Below are 18,648 nucleotides of genomic sequence, written 5' to 3'. Positions count from 1 at the left end.
CCTCATTCTTCATTCTGAAATGACGCAAAGCGGCAGCTCTGCTACCGCCAGCCGGCGGGCAAAGCTGCCACCCAAACGAGAGAAACCTGAAAATCAGCGCGCCTTAGCGCTGGATTTGGTGGCCGTTTTCGGCCGTGTCTGCCTGGCCCGATTTGCCGGCGTCGTGCAACTGGCCGCGCTTGCGCATGCCTTCCTCAGCGTTGGCCGAGATGGCCGACTCAGCGGCCGGGTGCTTGGCTTCGGTTTCGGCAGCTTCGCCTTTGGCCTCTTTTATCAGGGGCGAGTTGGCGTTTTCGATGGAGCCGTTCGGCACCGAGTGGTCGAAGTTCTCGTCGTCGCGGGTGCCGGGGGCTACCACGTCGGTCGATACTTTCTCATCGGGGCGCCAGTCGGAGGGCTCGCTGCTGCAAGAAGTCAGGGCCAAAGTAGCGGCGGAAACAGCCAGCAACAGGGTGGAGGTCAATTTCATCGAAGTAAAATTAGCAGGGGTTGAAATTTAGACGGTGGCCGCGCCGGCTTCGGCGGGCAGCAGGTTTTTGCGGCGCAACATCGACTCAAACAAGCGGCGGTCGTTGTCGGCGTTGAAAATTTTGAAAGGCAAATGTAAAAACACCGGCACATCGAACGTGCGCGCCAGCCACAAACGCCAAGCCGCCATGCCCTCCGGGGGCGTGCCGGGCTTGAGGTACAGTACGTAGGCATCCACATCGCGGCGAACCCGGCCAATCATGTCCCAGGTCAGCTGCATGGCTTTGCCTTCCTTCTCCGGGCCCACGCGCAGCAACAGTTGCTTGTTGTCCATCTCAAACGCCATGCGCTCAAACAGGGGCTTGCTCTGCTCCATCTGCGTCACGCCCGTCACCTGCGCCGAGCGGAATAGCACGAACAGAATAGTGAGCACCACGGCCAGCACAATCCACCACCACGAGTGCACAAAAATGGCCGGCAGCAGCCCCAGCGCGAAGGGAATGAGGGCATATACCCAGTCTTTTTTCCACACTTCGCCCATCACCATTTTGGTGTAGGTGTCGGTGGTAAGCTGGGTTTTCTTGGTGCGAATGGCCAGCGACGGAGCCTGCTGGGCCTGGCGGAAGCCGCCACCGCCGCCGCGTTGGTTAGGTTGGTTCATGGGGTAATTGTTAATTGTTGGTTGTCAGTTGTTAGTCTCAGTTTTGATGGGCCATGCCCTGACAACTGATAACCAACAACCGACAACTAAAATGCCTTCAGGCTCAAATCCAGGCTTTTGACGGAGTGTGTGAGGGCACCCACTGAAATATAATCAACCCCGGTGCGGGCTACTTCGGCAATGGTCTTCTCGGTGATGCCGCCGCTGGCTTCCGTCGGAAAACGCCCGGCGATGAGTTCCACGGCCTCGCGCAGCTGGTCGGGGTTCATGTTGTCGAGCATGATGCGGTCGATGCCGCCCGCGTCCAGGGCCTGCTGCACTTCATCGAGCGAGCGGGTTTCGATTTCGATGGGGAGCTGCCGGCCAGTCTTGGCGAGGTAGGCGTGCGTGGCCGCAATGGCCTGCGCAATGCCGCCCGCGTAGTCGACGTGGTTATCCTTAAGAATAATCATGTCGAACAGCCCGTAGCGGTGGTTCACGCCGCCGCCGATGAGCACGGCCCACTTCTCGCAGATGCGGAAATTGGGCGTGGTTTTGCGCGTGTCGAGCAGCTTGGCCGAGGTGCCGGCCAGCAGCGTGTTCAGGTGCGCGGTGTAGGTGGCGATGCCGCTCATGCGCTGCATGCAGTTGAGCACCAGTCGCTCAGCGGTGAGAATGCTGCGGGCCGGGCCTTCCACGGTGAGGGCAATGTCGCCATGCTTCACCCGGTCGCCATCGGCAAGCAGGGGCGTGACCACCAGCGAGGCATCCACTTCCTTGAAAATGAGCGGAGCCAAGGCCATGCCGGCCAGAATGCCTTCGCCTTTCACCAGCAGATGGGCGCGGTTGCGGGCATCGGCCGGAATGGAGGCCAGGGCCGAATGGTCGCCGTCGCCCACATCCTCGGCCAAAGCCGTGCGGATGAAGGTGGTCAGCGCTTCGGGCGTGAGATAAGAATAGGAAGCGGAGGGAGTTTGCACGGCGCAAAGGTACGGCCCTTGCGGCGGCCAATAAAGCGGAAGATTCTCACGAAAAAGCCCCGGCCTGTGGGGGCCGGGGCTAAGGTTATTCTTTCGTGAAATCCAGCGTGTCAATCACCGGCGCGCCGCGCGAGGGTTTGAGCTTCACATACACGCGGTAGGTGCCGCTGCGGCCCACGTAGCGGCCAATGGCGTACTGAATATGCTCCTGGCTTTCGCCCTGATGAATAAATTCAAAGCTGCTGGGCGCGGTCTTGCCGAAAAAATCCTTGATGACAATTTCGGCCTGGGTGGCGTTGTAGCCCTGCTTATCCCCATCGAAACCAATTTCAACGGTAGCAGCAAAATATTGCGACAACTCGCGGGAAGAGGCGTTGCGCAAGGCCGACCGAACGGCTCCGAGGTTATCGGCCTGCGCGTGAGCCGCGACAGAACCGAGCAGGAACAGCCATCCGATGAATAGAGTCCTAATTAAATAGCGTTTCATTATAAGGGTAATAAGTGCGTCATACACAAAAGCAGTCAAGCGAAAATGGTGCCAGTAAGTAATGAATGGCTTCAGCCGAGCCGAAAAGCAGCCGAAAAATGTCCCAACTTAAAGCGGGTACGAAGGTAGAAAATTTCAACCAGAGGCGCGGACCCGCCGTATCTTTGCAGCATGAGTAAGCAGGTATTATTGGTAATTCTGGATGGGTGGGGCATTGCCCCGAACACGGCAGTTTCGGCAGTAGACGCGGCTAGTACGCCGTTCTTTCACGAGCTGTTGCAGCGGTTTCCGCACAGCACGCTGCAGGCGTCGGGCGAAGCTGTGGGCCTGCCGGAGGGCCAGATGGGCAACTCCGAAGTGGGGCACATGAACATTGGGGCCGGGCGCGTAGTCGACCAGGAGTTGGTGCGCATCGGCAAGTCCATTCGGGAGCGTAAGCTGGGCCAGATGCCCGCGCTGGTGAAAGCCTTCGACTACGCCATTGCCAATGATAAGCCGCTGCACCTCATCGGCCTGCTTTCCGATGGCGGTGTGCACTCGCACATCGACCACGTGAAGGCGCTCTGCACCATTGCCCACGAGGCGGGTGTGCGGCGCGTGTTCGTGCACGCCTTCACCGATGGCCGCGACACCGACCCCAAAAGCGGTGTGCGCTTCGTGAACGAGCTGGAAGAATCGATGGTGCGCAGCGGGGCCAAAATCGCCTCGGTGGTGGGCCGCTACTACGCCATGGACCGCGACCGCCGCTGGGAGCGGGTGAAAGTTGCCTACGACCTGCTGGTAAACGGCATCGGCACGCCTTCGCAAAACCTGATTCAAACCATTCAGGAACAGTATAAGGAAGGGGTGACGGATGAGTTCCTGAAGCCCATTGTGAAGACGGGGGCCGATGGCCAGCCGCTGGCTACCATTCAGGAGGGCGACGTGGTGCTGTGCTTCAACTTCCGCACCGACCGGGGCCGCGAAATTACGGAAGTGCTGACCCAGCAGGACATGAACGCCTTCCAGATGCAGCGCCTCAACCTGCATTACCTCACGCTGACCAACTACGACGATACGTTCGTGGGCGTGACGCCCATTTTTGAGAAGGACAACCTGAACAATACGCTTGGCGAAGTGCTGGCGGCGCACGGCAAAACCCAGATTCGCATTGCCGAAACTGAGAAGTACCCGCACGTCACGTTCTTCTTCTCGGGTGGCCGGGAAAATGAGTTTGAGGGCGAAACGCGCATCCTGCGGGCCTCGCCCAAAGTGGCGACCTACGACCTGCAACCCGAAATGAGCGCCGCCGAGTTGCGCGACGCGCTGGTGCCGGAGCTGAAGGCCAAGTCGGCTGATTTCGTGGTGCTGAACTTTGCCAACCCCGACATGGTGGGCCACACAGGCGTATTTGAGGCCGTGGTGAAGGCCGTGGAAACGACCGACGCCTGCGCCCGCGCCGTGGTAGAAGCCGCCTTGGAAGCTGGCTACGCCAGCATCATCATAGCCGACCACGGCAATGCCGAGTTTATGCGTAACGCCGACGGCTCGCCCAACACCGCCCACACCACCAACCTGGTCCCCTGCATCCTGGCCGACAACGACTACCACGGCACCCTGGCCGATGGCAAGCTCGGCGACCTGGCCCCCACCATCCTGGAGCTGATGGGCATCCCCAAGCCAGCCGAGATGACGGGCGTAAGCATCCTGCGGCCCAGCACCGCCCCGAATGCGTAAGCGCGGCCTGGCGATAGGCGGGTGGGCGTTGGGTGTGGTGCTACTGGCCAGCTGCGGCGAGGCCGGCCCGGCCGCGCCCGCCGCCCGCAAGCCGCTGTATTTCGATGTGAAAGGCCTGCTCACGCGGCAGGTGGCGCAGCTGGAGCAGCGCCACGCCGCCGTGACCAAGCACGTGAGCCTACGTGGCAACGCGCCCGAAACCGTGCGCGTGCCCACCGTGAAGTGGAACGACGAGCTCCAAATCTTCTTTCAGGCCGACATTAATAAAGCCGCCCTGCGCGGGGCTTACGCCGTGGATTCTGTGGCGCTGCCCGGTGGGCTGCTGCGCCACACCTACACGCGGCTACCGGGCCAGCCCAATGCGCCCGTGGCCAGCCTGACGGTGGTGCAGCAAGGCGCGGTGCCGCAGGAAATCGCGGCTACTATTATTCAGAATAACCCGTTGTTTTCGGCGCAGAAGCAGCTGCGTGTGCAGCTGGAAAATGGCCAGCTGCGCACTTACGAGGTGGTGGGAACCCAGAAGTTGGTGTTGTTTGATACGTTGCGCTACTCGGCGGCCGGGCGAGTAGAGTAAGGCTACCGGCACGGCTTATTTGTGCTCGTAGGCACCCAGGCTGGGCATATTCGGGTTGTTGCGCGGCAGATTGATGAGGTCGCGTAAAAGTATTGTTGAACCTGGTGCTATGGGCTGGCGGGGCGAGGTAGCCGGCGAGGTAGCCTGGAGGCTGTAATCGGCTTGGCTGCTGGTGAGCGAGGTGCGGACGAACAGCGGGTCTTTGTTGACGATATTGGCGCGGGCGGCGAGGGCCAGGCCAGGCTTGCCGGTGGCATCAGTAGTAGCCTGATATTCCTTGGTGCGCAGCAGCGAGTTCAGGATATTGAAGGTGAAACCGGCGTCACCGTTGTTCTGCAAAAACAGCTCATCCTCAAAAGAACCCCACACAATGGAATTGCGGATGGTGACGCTGGTGGTCATTTTCGGCGGGTTCTTCAGGGCATCGTCCACGTTGGTGAACGTGAGGGAAGAGGTTTCGCGCCGAAATGCGGGCGTGTAGTTGGCGATGGTGCAGAAGTTCAGATTATAAGTGCCGCCGATGCCTACCATGGCGTATTCGCCGCAGTTGGTGAAGAGGCAGTTGGTGGCCGTAACATCGCCGGAATAGCTGATGACGCCGCCGCCGGTGCCGGGGTTCGCATTGGCAAAGGAGACATTCGACCCCGAGATATTCCGGAAAACGGTGTTGTTCAGCGTCAGATTGGGGTGAGCCGGCAACGCATCGCGGTTGTAGAGCAATGCGCCGAACGTGGCGTTCTTGATTTCCGCGTAGCGGATGCTGTTGTTGCGGCTGGTGCTGGTGAAAATGATGCCGCCCCACTGGCTGGGAATGTCGGCATAGAACGGCTCCAGCCGGTCGCCCTGGAAACGGACGAGGTTGAGATTTTTGGCCTTTACGGTATCAGTAAGGCCGGTGCCGGGCACGAAGTCATCGTTAACTCGTAACGTACCATTCACCTGAATGTAAGAGCCAGCGTGGGAATAGATGCGGGCTCCTTTAGGAATAGTTAGGGTGACACCCTGGCCCACGAGTACCCCAAATAAGGAAGGCGTAGTTGCGCCGGGAAGCACTTTGTTCGCATTAATAATGACGTGGGGCTTGTCCGTGCGCCAAGTCGTGTTAGCGGTAATGTAATCGGCCCGGTGGAAATAGGCATTTTGGCCGAAGGCCAGCACTTTCACGTTCTGCTCGTTGCCGTTGGTGCGGAAATTCACCTGGTCTTCCAACAAGAAAGGTTTAATGTCTTTGCCGTTGTCACCCAGCACGGCTCGCACCAGCACTAGTAGGCTGTCCTTGCCCCGGATGGTGATGCCGCTGATGCTCGGGCCGGCATCGCCGTTAATAATCAGCGAGTACGTGGTGCCCAGCTTGCCGGCGAGGCTTACATCGGTTTTCACCGCGCCGCTGTTACGGTTGTACACCCACAGCCGCTTCGTCACCGTCTGGATGGTGGTGAACACCGTGTCAAACTTCACCGTGTCGGTGGCAAACTCCAGGCTGCCGGAGGTTTGCACCAAATCCTCTTTCGGCTCGCAACCGGGCAGGAAGGTGAGCAAACAACTCAGGACCAGAAACAGCGGGAAGAGGTGGCGCATAAGCAGGCGTTGGGCAGGCGGGGCAAACTCCCCTCCTTACCAAGGAGGGGACGCGGCCGCGTAGCGGACGCTGGGGTGGTTGTGGGCGTGAACGCCGAACGCTGGGAAATAAGTATATGAGAGCATTATGCGCAAGCAGTTCCGGCATCGTTCAACACCCGCAACCACCCCCGTTTTTGCTTCGCAAAAACTCCCCTCCTTGGTAAGGAGGGGAGTTGGTCGTTCTGCTTATTTCGTCACGCCTTCCTGCAGGCGCTCGGCGCTTTCGGCGATGCGGAGCTGCTCCACGAAGTCGTCCACGTTGCCTTCCATCACGCTGGCCAGGTTATACACTGTGTAGCCGATGCGGTGGTCAGTCACGCGGCCCTGCGGGTAGTTGTAGGTGCGGATTTTATCCGAACGGTCGCCGCCACCAATCATGCTTTTGCGCACGATGCCGTCGGCCTCGTTCTTCTTGGCCAGCTCCATATCGTACACGCGGGAGCGGAGCACGGCCAAGGCTTTGTCGAAGTTTTTGAGCTGCGATTTCTGGTCCTGGCACTGGGCCACGAGGCCGGAGGGCAAGTGGGTGAGGCGCACGGCCGAGTAGGTAGTGTTTACCGACTGGCCACCGGGGCCGCTGGAGCAGAAATAGTCCTTGCGGATGTCGCTCATGTTCAGTTCCACATCGAATTCTTCCACTTCGGGAATCACCACGATGGAGGCCACGCTGGTGTGGATACGACCCTGGGTTTCGGTGGCCGGCACGCGCTGCACGCGGTGCACGCCCGATTCGAACTTCAGCTTGCCGTACACATCCTCGCCGCGCACGGCCACGATGATTTCCTTGTAGCCGCCGGCGGTGCCGTCCATAGCGTCGATGAGCTCCATTTTCCAGCCCTGCTTTTCGGCAAAGCGCATGTACATACGCTGCAAGTCACCGGCAAAAATGGCCGCTTCGTCGCCACCCGCGCCGGCCCGGATTTCCATGATGACGTCTTTCGAGTCGTTGGGGTCCTTGGGCAGCAGCAGGTCTTTAATCACTTCCTCGAGGCGCTCCTGCTCGGGCTGGAGCTCGTCGAGCTCGGCCTTGGCCATCTCGCGGAAGTCCTGGTCCTTTTCGGTGGCAATGACTTCGCGGGCGTTTTCGATGTTGCTGAGCACCTGCTGGTAGTTGCGGTACTGGGCCACAATCTTGCCCAGCTCCTTATACTCCTTGTTCAGGGACTTGTAGCGCTTCAGGTCCGACATCACGTCGGGCTGCATCAGCTCTTCGTTGACGTTTTCGTAGCGCTGGTTGATGGCTTCTAGTTTATCGAGCATCGGGTGTTCGGGAAATAATCAGATAGTGGGCAAAGATACGGATTCTAAACACCGCTATTCAGTACGTTGGTTCGCTGGCTTAGTCAGGTGAATACTACTAGCAAGCCAGCGCACCAAACAAACCGCCGAATGGATGCGGAAAATGGCCCCGGCGCGCCCTACATTGCGCCCGTCTGTTTGGGCGCGGCCGGGGCCGGGCGGTGGGGTAGCACAGCTATTTCATCCCGGTGCTCACCCCGCCAAACAGCTTTTTTTACGCCCTCAGCCATACTCGTTCAAGCTCTCAAACTCTTCTGGTTTCGCACTTCCCACCCAAGCGGCACCGCTACTTCACCAACCAGAAACTGCAATGCAAGTGTTGAAATTCGGAGGCACGTCGGTGGCCTCTGCCGAGAATATCCGCAAATCGCTGGCCATTGTAGCCAGAGCCGCTGAACGCGCACCAGTCGTCATGGTCGTATCGGCGTTGGGCGGGACTACTGATGCCCTGATTGGCGCGGGCCGGGCCGCCGCTGCGGGCGACGCGGGCTACCGCGATACTTTATTACAGCTGGCCGCCCGCCACCGCACGGCCGTGCAGGAACTGCTGCCCGCCGCGCACACGGCCGTGCAGGAACTGCTGCCCGCCGCGCACACGGCCGCCGAAGGCCAGTTGGTAGCCCAGTTTGGAGAGGTGACCAGCCTGTGCAACGGCATTTTCGCGTTGGGTGAATTATCAACCAGAACGCTGGATAAACTCATGAGCTACGGCGAGCTGCTGTCGTCGCACCTCATTGCGTCTGTGGCCAAAGTGCAGAGTTTAGATGCCATATGGGCCGATGCCCGGCAGCTTATCCGCACCAATTCGCGCTTCGGCACGGCCGAAGTTGATATGGCCACCACGGAAGAGAAAGTAGCCGCCTTTAAAGCCGAAAACCTGGCAAAAATCTGGGTAGTACCCGGCTTCATCGCGGCTGATGCCCACGGTACTACCACCACGCTGGGCCGGGGCGGTTCCGACTACACGGCCGCCCTGCTCGCTGCCGCCCTTGATGCCGAAGTGCTGGAAATCTGGACCGACGTGAGCGGCATGATGACCGCCGACCCGCGCCTCGTGCGCAGCGCCCGGCCTATTGCGCACATCTCGTATCAGGAGGCCATGGAGCTGTCGCACTTCGGCGCGAAGGTGCTCTATCCGCCTACTATTCAGCCAGTGATGCAACGCGGAATTCCGCTCTGGATAAAAAATACCTTCGCCCCCGACGACTACGGCACGCTGGTGGAAGTGGAGCCGCCGCGCACGCCGGCCGTGGTGCAGGGCATTTCCAGCATCGGCAACCTCACGCTGCTAAATCTGGAAGGCAGCGGCATGGTGGGCATCCCCGGCTTCTCGAAGCGGCTGTTTGAAGCCCTTGCCCGCGAGCGCATCAACGTGATTCTCATTACCCAAAGCTCCTCCGAGCATTCCATTTGCGTGGGGGTGAACGCGCAGGATGCCGCGCCCGCCCAGCTGGCCGTGGATGAGGAGTTTGCCACGGAAATCGCGGCCGGCCGCATCGAGCCGCTGCGGCCCGAAACCGACCTCGCCATCGTGGCGCTGGTGGGCGAGAACATGAAAAACCACCCCGGCATCAGCGGCAAGCTGTTTGGCGCGCTGGGGCAGAATGGGGTGAATATCCGGGCCATCGCGCAGGGCGCGTCGGAGAAGAATATCTCGACGGTGATTCGTGCCGCCGACGTGCGCAAGGCCATCAACGTGCTGCACGAGGCCTTTTTCGAGGCCACCAAGAAGCAGGTCAACCTGTTCATCCTCGGCCCCGGCAACGTGGGCAGCAAGCTGCTGGAACAGCTGGCGCGGCAGCAGTCGCACTTGCTCGAAAAGCTGGGTTTGCAGGTGCGCGTGGTGGCTATTGCCAACAGCCGCCACTGCCTGGTCGATGAAAACGGCCTCGACCTGACTGCTTGGCCCGAGGAACTGGCGCAAGCCCCGGCCCAAACTTTGGAGGAATTCACCCAACTCATCATCGCCCGCAACCTGCGCAATTCCATCTTCGTGGACGTGACGGCTAACCCGGCCGCCGCCAGTATCTACGCCGACTTGCTGGCCAAAAGCGTGGCTATCGTAGCCTGTAATAAGGTGGCCGCGTCGTCGGACTACGCGCATTATGCCAAGCTCAAAAGCCTCTCGAAGGAATTCAACGCCAGCTACTTGTTTGAAACCAATGTGGGCGCGGCCCTGCCCATCATCGGCACGCTGAACGACCTCACGCGCAGCGGCGACGTGGTGCGGCGCATGGAGGCGGTGCTCTCCGGCACGCTCAATTTCGTGTTCAACAACTACGACGGCTCCCGGCCCTTCGCCGAGGTGGTGCGCCAGGCCCAGGCCGAAGGCTACACCGAGCCCGACCCGCGCCTCGACCTGAGCGGCTCGGACGTGGCCCGCAAAATCCTCATCCTCGCCCGCGAAGCCGGCCAGGTAATGGAAATGAGCGAAATCGAAATCGATACCTTCCTGCCGCCCGCATGCCTCGAAGGCGATGTGGAAGCCTTCTACACCCAGATGGCGGCGCACGAAGCCCACTTCCGTGCCCTCTATGACGCCGCCACTGCCGCCGGCAAGCGCCTGAAATTCGTGGCTCGCTACGCTGATGGGCACGCCGCCGTGGGCCTGCAAACTGTAGCGCTCGGACACGATTTGTACGACCTGCGCGGCAAGGACAACGTGGTGCTCTTCTACACCGACCGCTACGTGGACCAGCCGCTGGTGGTGAAGGGCGCTGGGGCAGGGGCGGAGGTCACGGCCTCGGGCGTATTTGCGGATATCATTCGCGCCGCAAGGCTGTAGCGCGGACTTTTAGTCCGCGACTATGTGGTTCTATGCTCGTCTAACCATTACTCAACCTGCTTACTCGCGGACTAAAAGTCCGCGCTACTATGCCTGATTCCGTTCTCGTTCACTCCCCCGCCACGCTCTCCAATCTGGGCTGCGGCTTCGATGTATTCGGCCTGGCCCTGGCCGAGCCTTACGACATTATTCGTCTCACCCGCAGCGATAAGCCGGGCATCCGCATTCAGCACCACGACCCGTACAACCTTCCCACCGACCCGCTGCACAACGTGGCTGGAGTGGCGCTACTGGCTTTGTTAAAGCAGGTGCCGGAAGCCGTGGGGTTCGAGCTGGAAATCACCAAAGGTATCAAGCCGGGCAGTGGGGTGGGCAGCAGCGCGGCCAGTGCCGCCGGGGCCGTGGTGGCTGCCAATGCGCTGCTGGGCAACCGCTTCAGCAAAATGCAGCTGGTGGATTTTGCGATGGAAGGCGAGGCCGTGGCCTCCGGCGCACGCCACGCTGATAACATCGCGCCGGCCATTTTCGGCGGTTTCACGGTGGTGCGGGCGCTGGAGCCGGTCATTGATATTATTGCCTTGCCCGCGCCGCCGTTGTGGGTGGCGGTGGTGCACCCGCAGATTGAGGTGAAAACTAGCGACTCGCGCAAGGTGCTGCCGGCCACCGTGCCGCTGGGCTTGGCCGTGCGCCAGTGGGCCAACGTGGCGGGCCTGGTATCAGGATTCCTGCTAGCTGATTATGACCTCATCGGCCGCTCGCTCGACGACTACATCGTGGAGCCGGCGCGGCTGCCGCTCATCCCCGGCCTGGCGGAGGCACGGATGCGGGCGCTGGCCGCGGGGGCCATTGGTGGCGGTATTTCGGGCTCGGGGCCTTCGATTTTCATGCTGAACCGGACGGAGGCAACGGCGCAGGCCGTGGGCGAGGCGATGGGCAGCGTGTTTACGGAGCTGAAGATTGAATGCAACGTGTACGTGGGGCCGGTGGGCACGACGGGAGCACGGGCGGTTGAGGAGGAATAGATTTCAGAGAATAAAAAGCCCGTCATGCCGAGCGTAGCCGAGGCATCTCGCGTGCTACCGCTAATTATTATCGGCTTCACGAATGAGTTACTACAGCACGCGAGATGCCTCGGCTGCGCTCGGCATGACGGGCTTTCTGCAGATAACAGATAACAAAAAATGAAATACTACAGCCTCCACCACCAGTCGCCGCTGGTTGATTTCCGCACCGCTACCATCACCGGTCAGGCCCCGGATGGCGGCCTGTATTTCCCCGAAAGCATTCCGAAATTCTCGGCCGGCTTCCTGCACGAGCTGCGTAGCCTGAGCAAGGCCACCGTGGCCTTTAATGTGATGCGGCCCTACGTGGGCAGCACCATCGCCGAGGCCGACTTGCAGCGTATCTGCGCCGAGGCGGTAGATTTTGAGTTTCCGCTGGTGCCGGTGGCGGCGGAGGTGTCGGCGCTGGAGCTGTTTCATGGGCCGACTTTGGCGTTTAAGGACGTGGGGGCGCGGTTTATGAGCCGCTGTCTGGGCTACTTCGCCCAGCGCGGCGACACGCCGCCCGTGACCGTGCTGGTAGCCACTTCCGGCGATACCGGCGGGGCCGTGGCCAGCGGCTTCCTGGGCGTGCCGGGTGTGGAGGTGGTAATCCTCTACCCCTCGGGCAAGGTGAGCCCGGTGCAGGAGCAGCAGCTCACCACGCTAGGCCAGAACATCACGGCGCTGGAAGTAGCCGGCACTTTCGATGACTGTCAGGCGCTGGTGAAACAGGCGTTTCTGGACTCCGAGCTAGCGCAGAAGCGCTTTCTCACGTCGGCCAATAGCATCAACGTGGCGCGGTGGCTGCCGCAGCAACTGTACTACTGCTTTGCCATGCAGCAGTGGCCGGTTGGGGCACCCGCACCGGTGGTTTCGGTGCCGAGCGGCAACTTCGGTAACCTGTGCGCAGGGCTGTTGGCCCAAGCCTCAGGGCTACCGTTGGGGCATTTCATCGCGGCCTGCAACGCTAACGAGCCAGTGCCGGTGTACCTGCGCACGGGCACGTTCACGCCGCGCCCGGCCGTGCCCACCTTCTCCAATGCCATGGACGTGGGCAACCCCAGCAACTTCGTGCGTATTCTGGAGCTGTTCGATAACGACCTGAACAAGCTACGCGCCGCCCTCAGCGCCGACACCGTGACCGACGCCGATACCGTAGCCGCCATCCGGCAGGTGTGGGAGCGCGACGACTACCTGCTCGACCCGCACGGCGCGGTGGCCTATACGGCCCTGCGCCGCTACCAGGCCCAGCACCCGGGCTCAGCGGGCCTGATTCTGGCCACGGCCCACCCCGTGAAATTTCCTGATGTAGTAGAGCCCATTCTCGGCCGGGCCATCGAACTGCCGGCCGTGGTGCAGGCTTTGCAGGGGCGGGCCAAACGAAGCGTGTCGCTGGCGGTTAACTACGAAGATTTGAAAGCCTACCTGATGTAGCCGGGCGGCAGCTTGGGCCATTGGGGCGGCGGTTCGGACCTTTGCGTAAAATCAGCCCAATGCCTGCTTCCGTGAAAAACCTGCTGTATAAAATTGCCCTGCCGGCGTTGGCCCTGGCCTTCACCGCCTGCCGCCCCGACCAAGTGGAGCACCTCAAGGACAGCAAGCGCATTGGCATCGAGGCCGAAAACTGGGAGGTGAAGCGCATCATGCCTAAGGACCTGCTGCACGCCACCCGCTGGGCCGGCGATTCCCTCACCGCCACCGCCGACTCGCTGCTACGCCGTACCCTGGCCCGCGAGCTGGCCGCCGGGGGCGTGGCCCACGCAATGGCCTTCTGCAAACCAGAAACCTACGGGGCCGTCGATTCCCTGGCCGGCGTGCTCAAGGCCACGGCCCACCGCGTGAGCGAGCGGCCGCGCAACCCTGCCAGCCAGGTCCCGCTATTGGCCGAAGAAATGCAGCCCGACACGGTGCGCACCATCAAGCGGCTGTCGCAGGAGGTGTTTTTCTATCAGCGGCCTATTGTGCTTAATAACCAATTATGCCTGCGGTGCCACGGCGAAGTCGGCAAGGATATTTCGGCGGCTGATTACGCGGTTATCAAGCAGAAATTCCCGCAGGACCAAGCCACTGGCTACCGGCTGGGCCAGCCCATGGGTGCGTGGCAGCTCAGCCTGCAACGCCCCGGCGTGGCCGAGTTTTGGACGATGAAAACGCGCAAGAAATGGAAGGAGCACAAGATGCCGAAGCTGTTTTGAGGGCGAGGGCATCAGGCCACTGCTACCAGTTGGGCATTCCTGTCATCCTGAGCGCAGCGAAGGACCTTGTCACATTTGCGCCGTTAGAATTGCTGCAAAATGTTTGATGTAATAAGGTCCTTCGCGGTGCTCAGGATGACAGTCGATGAAAACAATACACGCCAAACAGTTGCGGTAAGCCCAACCTTTCGCGCTCCGTGACGTGAAACAAGGAAACGCTGCGCGAAACCCTGTCTGCTGTTTCCTTATGACTTCTTCTGATTCCAAACCCGTTATCATCATCGGCGCGGGCATGGCCGGGCTGGCTTGCGCCACCTGGCTGCACCGTGCTGGCCACGCCGTGCTTGTTCTGGATGCGGCCGACGCCGTGGGCGGCCGCGTGCGCACCGATATTACCCCCGAAGGCTTCCGGCTCGACCGCGGCTTTCAGGTGCTGCTCACCAACTACCCCGAGGCCCGGCGCATCTTCGACTACGGCGTACTCAATCTGAAAGCCTTCCGCTCCGGGGCCGTCATACGGTTGGCCGATGGGCAGGAAACCACCCTGCAAAACCCACTGCAAGCGCCGTTGGCGGCGCTTTCGGCCCTCAAATCGCCCATCGGCACGCTGCCCGACAAGCTCCGCATCCTCAGCTTGGTGCGGCACGTGCTGAAGTATACGCCCGAGGAACTGCTGGCCCGCCCGGCCACCGATACCCTCGGCTTCCTGCAACGCTACGGCTGGAGCGAACAGATGATAAACTCGTTTTTCAAGCCATTTTTCGGCGGCGTTTTTCTCGATAGGGAGCTGACCACGGCCAGCAATTTCTTCGAGTTCGTGTTCCAGCAGTTCGTGACCGGCGAGGCGGCCGTTCCCGCCCTGGGCATGCAGCAGCTGCCCGAGCAGCTGGCGGCCCGTCTGCCCGTCGGCACCGTGCGGCTCAATTCGCCGGTAGCCGGCGTGGTCGATGGCACGCATGTCCGCCTCACCACCGGCCAGGTAGTGCAAGGTTCGGCCGTGGTGCTGGCCACCGATGGACTAAGTACGCTGCGCCTGCTGGGCGGCCGCAGCGGCAACCCCGACGACAGCCTGACCGCCCAGCCGGCCGGCTTTCCCACGGCGGCCCGCATCACCACCTGCACGTACTTTGCCACGCCCGGCGGCCACTCGCCGGGCCGCAACGACAAGCTGCTGCGCCTGAACGCGGCCTCCTCGTGCCTGGCTCACAACGTGGCTTTCCCCTCCGATGTGAGCGGCGCGTACGCCCCAGCCGGCCGCGCCCTGATATCGGTGAGCACCCACGGCGAGCGCAGCCTTGGCGAAGAGGAGCTGACGGCCCGCCTGCGTGAGGAGCTGGCCGCTTGGTTCGGGACGGCCGCCCGGCAGTGGGAGCATCTGCGCACCTATCGCATTCCGGCAGCGCTGCCCGTGTACCTGCCCGGTCAGCCCGTGGAGCAACCCTTGAAACTGGCCGACAACCTCTACCGCTGCGGCGACTGGACCTCCTATCCCTCGCTAAACGCGGCATTGGCCACCGGCCGCGAAGTGGCCGAGATGATTGTCAAAAGCTAATTTGACCAGAGTTGTATCACAATAAAAAAGGCCCGTTTCACTGAAGAAACGGGCCTTTTTGTATTCAAAAATAACAGTTACACTTGCGGGTTGGCGGGGGGCAGGGCATCGTAGCCGAGGGATTCGGCGGGCTCTGGCTCGGCGGGGAGGCGGATGTCGTCGGCGTCGTGTACGCGCAGGGTCAGCAGGCCCGCGATTATCATGGACGCGCCGCCGAGTACCAGCGTGAAGATGGGCTGGTCGTGAAACACGTGCTTCGTCAGCGGCCCCAGAATCAGGCCGGCTACACCCTGCGGAATCACGATGAAGAAGTTGAACACGCCCATGTAGTAGCCCATTTTGTTGGACGGCAGCGCGCCGGCCAGCATGGCGTAGGGCACGCTCAGGATGCTGGCCCAGGCAATGCCCACGCCCACCATCGACACCAGAATGTAGTGGTAATCCTGGATGAAATAAATCGAAATTAGCCCCACACCGCCCATCACTAGGGCCAGCATGTGGGTGAAGCGGCGGCTGGTGGCGCGGGCCACCACGGGCAGCAGCAGCGCCACCACCGCCGACAGGCCGTTATACACCGAGAAGCACACGCCCACCCAGTCGCCGCCTTTGTTGTAGAGGGCCGAAGTGGTGTCGGTGGTGTGGAAAATGTGGCTGGTGACGGCTTGGGTGGTATAAATCCACATCGAAAACAGTGCAAACCACGAGAAGAACTGCACCACGGCCAGCTGGCGCATGGTTTTGGGCATGTGGAAGATGCCCTCGAACGACTCTTTCAAGCCGTTGGCGAAGCCAGCGGTGCGGGCCTTCTCGGCCTCGAATTCGGCCAGGTTTTCGGGCGGGTATTCCTTGGTGCGCAGGATGGTCCAGAGCACGGCTAGGAAGAACACCAGGCCGCCCACGTAGAAGGCGTATTTCAGCGAAAGCGAGATGTGGCCGGGCTCGGGCGTATTGGAAATGCCAAACCAGTTGGCGAACATCCAGGGCAGCGACGAGCCCACGATGGCCCCCACGCCAATGAAAAACGTTTGGGCCCCGAAGCCGGTGGTGCGCTGCTGCGAGGGCAGCAAATCGCCGACCAGCGCCCGGAAAGGCTCCATCGAAATGTTGATGCTCGAATCGAGAATCCAGAGCATCCCGGCGGCCATCCACAGGGCCGTCACGTTGGGCATCACGATTAGCGCGAGCGAGGCCAGCAGCGCCCCCACGAAGAAGAACGGCCGGCGGCGGCCCCAGCGCGGGCTCCAGGTGCGGTCGGAGAGGTAGCCGATGACGGGCTGCACCAGTAGGCCCGTGATGGGCGCGGCCAGCCACAGGAAGGCAATTTCGTCGGTTTTGGCCCCCATGGTTTCAAAAATTCGGCTCATGTTGCTGTTTTGCAGCGCAAAGCCGAACTGAATGCCAAGGAAGCCGAAGCTCATGTTCCAGATTTGCCAGAAGCTAAGCCGGGGTTTTTCGCGGGTACTGGAGGAGGTGGCGACGGCGGTGGGAGCAGCCATGTGGAAGTGGAGAAGAAATGTGGGAGATGCGCCCTGAAAATGAGCGCAGTGCGATTATCGAATTTACTGATTCGCCGGAATAATCAGGCAGTGTTACCGAGCCTTTATCTCGAAAATATGGGCTGAGAGCGGGGCCAACGTCAGGTTGAGGGCGTTGCGGGGCTCACCGTCGGCGAGGAGGTCGGTGTAGGTGTAGAATTTCTTGGTGCTCAGGCCCATGGCTGTCATGGCCTCGGCGGGAATGTTGAGGGTAGGCTTGTAGGTTTTGTCGGCGCTGAAATTGACCACGATGAGCAGCTGCTGCTTGTCGGTGTAGCGCAGGTAGGTGTAGAGGTGGCGCTGGTTGTACTCCTTGCCCAGGTTGTTTGCGTCCTGCAATTCGTAGAAGCGGCCCTTGCGGATGGCCTCGCTGCTGCTGGTGAGGGTGAGGAGGCGGCGGTAGTAGTCGCGCAGGCTTTTCTGCTCGGGGCTGAGCTTGCCGCCGTCGAACTTGCCTTGGTTCAGCCACTTCTGGTGCTCGGGCACGCCCCAGTAGTCGAAGATGCTGGTGCGGCCGTCCTCGCTGCTGAAGCCTTCGGTACCGCGAGCGGGCTCGCCCACTTCCTGCCCGAAATAGAGCATCACTGGGCCGCTGGCCAGAGTAGCCGCCACGGCCATGGCCGGGATGGCGCGGCGCGGGTCGGTGGCGAAATCCGGCGAGGCAATGCGCTGCTCGTCATGGTTTTCCAGGAAGCGCAGCATGTGCGAGGAGAAGCCGTTGCTTTCCTCTTTCCATACTTTGGTGATGTCCTCGGTGGTGCCTTCCTGGCGCATCAGCTTGCGCAGGTCGTCATAGAGGCCCACTTTGTCATACAGGAAATCGAAATGGCCTTTCTCCAGGTAGGTTCGGTATTCCTTGGGGTTGTAGGCTTCGCCGATGAACACGAGACCGGGCTTCGCCTTTTTCAGCTCCGGAATGACCCAGGCCCAGAACTCGACGGGCACCATTTCCACCATGTCGCAGCGGAAACCGTCCACGTTCTTGCCGGCCCAGAACACGAGGATGTCGCGCATCTTCTTCCAGGTATCGGGCACGGGCTCGAAGTAGGTTTTGCGGCCGTTCACGTAGTCCACGCCGTAGTTCAGCTTCACGGTTTCGAACCAGTCGTTCACGCTCGGTGCTTCGGAGAAAACGTCGTTGCCGGTGGCTTTGGCGGGGTTCTCGGCGTACTTGCCGTCCTCGCGCGGGCCTTTCAGCGGGCCGAGCGGGTTGTAGTTGGCAGGCACCACGAAGGCTTTGCCGGGCAGGTAGTAGAAGTTGTTGTTGGGCGCGAAAGCCTTGCTTTTGTCATCATTAGCACCCAAATCCACCACGCCCTGGGGCTTGGCATCCGACTTATAAGACCGCGCCACATGGTTCGGGATAAAGTCCATGAGGACTTTCAGGCCGTGGTCGTGGGTACGTTTGATGAGGGCTTCGTACTCCGACATGCGGTTTTTCACCGTCACGGCCAGGTCGGGGGCCACATCGTAGTAATCCTTGATGGCGTAGGGCGAGCCGGCGCGGCCCTTCACCACGTCGGCGTCGTCGGCTGGGATGCCGGCGCTGGTGTAGTCGGTCATGGTGGCGTGCTCAATCACGCCGGTGTACCACACGTGGCTCACGCCCATGCCCTTGATTTCTTCGAGGGCCTTATCGGTAATGTCGTTGAATTTGCCGCAGCCGTTCTCCGTGATGGTGCCGTAGGGCTTGTTCAGCGCCACTTTGTTTCCGAACAGGCGCGTCATCAATTGGTAGATGACGAGCTTATTAT

General features: G+C 61.1%; 15 protein-coding genes. 7 read left to right on the top strand and 8 right to left on the bottom strand.

Features of this window, described 5'->3' with window-relative positions; translation table 11 throughout:
* Positions 1 to 103: 103 nt before the first annotated feature.
* The 4 genes from AAFH49_RS06655 to AAFH49_RS06640 all read right to left on the bottom strand — a co-directional run bounded on the left by AAFH49_RS06655 (position 104) and on the right by AAFH49_RS06640 (position 2,575).
* Positions 104 to 469, bottom strand: coding sequence for a hypothetical protein (locus tag AAFH49_RS06655; protein ID WP_342296778.1), 366 nt, complete (start codon positions 467 to 469; stop codon positions 104 to 106).
* 27 nt (positions 470 to 496) lie between these two features.
* A complete protein-coding gene (locus AAFH49_RS06650; protein WP_342296776.1) occupies positions 497 to 1,129 on the bottom strand; it encodes a hypothetical protein in 633 nt (210 codons plus the stop codon).
* Positions 1,130 to 1,215: 86 nt separating this feature from the next.
* On the bottom strand, positions 1,216 to 2,088 hold the full coding sequence (gene nadC, locus AAFH49_RS06645) for a carboxylating nicotinate-nucleotide diphosphorylase (RefSeq protein WP_342296775.1): 873 nt from the start codon (positions 2,086 to 2,088) through the stop codon (positions 1,216 to 1,218).
* A gap of 85 nt (positions 2,089 to 2,173) precedes the next feature.
* Complete coding sequence (locus AAFH49_RS06640) at positions 2,174 to 2,575, bottom strand: DUF4783 domain-containing protein (protein ID WP_342296773.1); 402 nt, start codon at positions 2,573 to 2,575, stop codon at positions 2,174 to 2,176.
* 171 nt (positions 2,576 to 2,746) lie between these two features.
* Here AAFH49_RS06640 and gpmI point away from each other — a divergent pair, with 171 nt between their 5' ends.
* Together gpmI and AAFH49_RS06630 are read left to right on the top strand one after the other, a co-directional pair.
* On the top strand, positions 2,747 to 4,291 hold the full coding sequence (gene gpmI / locus AAFH49_RS06635; protein ID WP_342296772.1) for a 2,3-bisphosphoglycerate-independent phosphoglycerate mutase: 1,545 nt from the start codon (positions 2,747 to 2,749) through the stop codon (positions 4,289 to 4,291).
* Positions 4,284 to 4,865 (top strand): hypothetical protein, encoded by a 582-nt coding sequence (locus tag AAFH49_RS06630; RefSeq protein WP_342296771.1) that lies wholly within the window; start codon positions 4,284 to 4,286, stop codon positions 4,863 to 4,865. Before gpmI ends, AAFH49_RS06630 begins: the two co-directional genes overlap by 8 nt.
* A 15-nt stretch (positions 4,866 to 4,880) precedes the next feature.
* On the opposite strand, the gene AAFH49_RS06625 is transcribed toward AAFH49_RS06630, so the two are convergent.
* Together AAFH49_RS06625 and prfA are read right to left on the bottom strand one after the other, a co-directional pair.
* Positions 4,881 to 6,443 (bottom strand): hypothetical protein, encoded by a 1,563-nt coding sequence (locus tag AAFH49_RS06625; RefSeq protein ID WP_342296770.1) that lies wholly within the window; start codon positions 6,441 to 6,443, stop codon positions 4,881 to 4,883.
* A 228-nt stretch (positions 6,444 to 6,671) separates the two neighbouring features.
* Positions 6,672 to 7,745 carry a peptide chain release factor 1 gene (gene prfA, locus AAFH49_RS06620; protein ID WP_342296769.1) on the bottom strand — a complete coding sequence of 358 codons (1,074 nt, stop codon included), beginning with the start codon at positions 7,743 to 7,745 and terminating at the stop codon, positions 6,672 to 6,674.
* A 349-nt stretch (positions 7,746 to 8,094) separates the two neighbouring features.
* Here prfA and thrA point away from each other — a divergent pair, with 349 nt between their 5' ends.
* From thrA to AAFH49_RS06595, 5 genes are all read left to right on the top strand, one after another.
* Positions 8,095 to 10,569 carry a bifunctional aspartate kinase/homoserine dehydrogenase I gene (thrA, locus tag AAFH49_RS06615; RefSeq protein ID WP_342296767.1) on the top strand — a complete coding sequence of 825 codons (2,475 nt, stop codon included), beginning with the start codon at positions 8,095 to 8,097 and terminating at the stop codon, positions 10,567 to 10,569.
* 89 nt (positions 10,570 to 10,658) lie between these two features.
* A complete protein-coding gene (locus tag AAFH49_RS06610) occupies positions 10,659 to 11,591 on the top strand; it encodes a homoserine kinase (RefSeq protein ID WP_342296766.1) in 933 nt (310 codons plus the stop codon).
* Positions 11,592 to 11,750: 159 nt separating this feature from the next.
* Complete coding sequence (gene thrC, locus AAFH49_RS06605; RefSeq protein WP_342296764.1) at positions 11,751 to 13,046, top strand: threonine synthase; 1,296 nt, start codon at positions 11,751 to 11,753, stop codon at positions 13,044 to 13,046.
* A 59-nt stretch (positions 13,047 to 13,105) separates the two neighbouring features.
* Positions 13,106 to 13,807, top strand: a complete 702-nt coding sequence (locus AAFH49_RS06600; protein ID WP_342296763.1) for a c-type heme family protein — start codon at positions 13,106 to 13,108, stop codon at positions 13,805 to 13,807.
* A 247-nt stretch (positions 13,808 to 14,054) separates the two neighbouring features.
* Positions 14,055 to 15,359 (top strand): protoporphyrinogen/coproporphyrinogen oxidase, encoded by a 1,305-nt coding sequence (locus tag AAFH49_RS06595; RefSeq protein WP_342296762.1) that lies wholly within the window; start codon positions 14,055 to 14,057, stop codon positions 15,357 to 15,359.
* A 77-nt stretch (positions 15,360 to 15,436) separates the two neighbouring features.
* Here the strand turns inward: AAFH49_RS06595 and AAFH49_RS06590 are convergent, their stop codons facing one another.
* Complete coding sequence (locus AAFH49_RS06590; protein ID WP_342296760.1) at positions 15,437 to 16,855, bottom strand: MFS transporter; 1,419 nt, start codon at positions 16,853 to 16,855, stop codon at positions 15,437 to 15,439.
* Between the two features lie 93 nt (positions 16,856 to 16,948).
* Positions 16,949 to 18,648: alpha-amylase family protein (locus tag AAFH49_RS06585; RefSeq protein WP_342296758.1), on the bottom strand; the 1,700-nt coding region annotated here is incomplete at its 5' end.

The organism is Hymenobacter segetis (assembly GCF_038448715.1).
GTDB lineage: Bacteria > Bacteroidota > Bacteroidia > Cytophagales > Hymenobacteraceae > Hymenobacter > Hymenobacter segetis.
The sequence above is the reverse complement of the archived record's forward strand: the minus strand, read 5'-3'. Positions and strand labels throughout refer to the sequence as shown.

What these genes read in the sequence shown, in the direction of transcription:
- AAFH49_RS06595 (WP_342296762.1), top strand. Translation starts at nt 14,055, where the DNA reads ATGACTTCTTCTGATTCCAAACCCGTTATCATCATCGGCGCGGGCATG.
- AAFH49_RS06630 (WP_342296771.1), top strand. Translation starts at nt 4,284, where the DNA reads ATGCGTAAGCGCGGCCTGGCGATAGGCGGGTGGGCGTTGGGTGTGGTG.
- thrC (WP_342296764.1), top strand. Translation starts at nt 11,751, where the DNA reads ATGAAATACTACAGCCTCCACCACCAGTCGCCGCTGGTTGATTTCCGC.
- thrA (WP_342296767.1), top strand. Translation starts at nt 8,095, where the DNA reads ATGCAAGTGTTGAAATTCGGAGGCACGTCGGTGGCCTCTGCCGAGAAT.
- AAFH49_RS06640 (WP_342296773.1), bottom strand. Translation starts at nt 2,575, where the DNA reads ATGAAACGCTATTTAATTAGGACTCTATTCATCGGATGGCTGTTCCTG.
- AAFH49_RS06625 (WP_342296770.1), bottom strand. Translation starts at nt 6,443, where the DNA reads ATGCGCCACCTCTTCCCGCTGTTTCTGGTCCTGAGTTGTTTGCTCACC.
- AAFH49_RS06600 (WP_342296763.1), top strand. Translation starts at nt 13,106, where the DNA reads ATGCCTGCTTCCGTGAAAAACCTGCTGTATAAAATTGCCCTGCCGGCG.
- gpmI (WP_342296772.1), top strand. Translation starts at nt 2,747, where the DNA reads ATGAGTAAGCAGGTATTATTGGTAATTCTGGATGGGTGGGGCATTGCC.
- AAFH49_RS06650 (WP_342296776.1), bottom strand. Translation starts at nt 1,129, where the DNA reads ATGAACCAACCTAACCAACGCGGCGGCGGTGGCGGCTTCCGCCAGGCC.
- AAFH49_RS06610 (WP_342296766.1), top strand. Translation starts at nt 10,659, where the DNA reads ATGCCTGATTCCGTTCTCGTTCACTCCCCCGCCACGCTCTCCAATCTG.
- prfA (WP_342296769.1), bottom strand. Translation starts at nt 7,745, where the DNA reads ATGCTCGATAAACTAGAAGCCATCAACCAGCGCTACGAAAACGTCAAC.
- AAFH49_RS06590 (WP_342296760.1), bottom strand. Translation starts at nt 16,855, where the DNA reads ATGGCTGCTCCCACCGCCGTCGCCACCTCCTCCAGTACCCGCGAAAAA.
- AAFH49_RS06655 (WP_342296778.1), bottom strand. Translation starts at nt 469, where the DNA reads ATGAAATTGACCTCCACCCTGTTGCTGGCTGTTTCCGCCGCTACTTTG.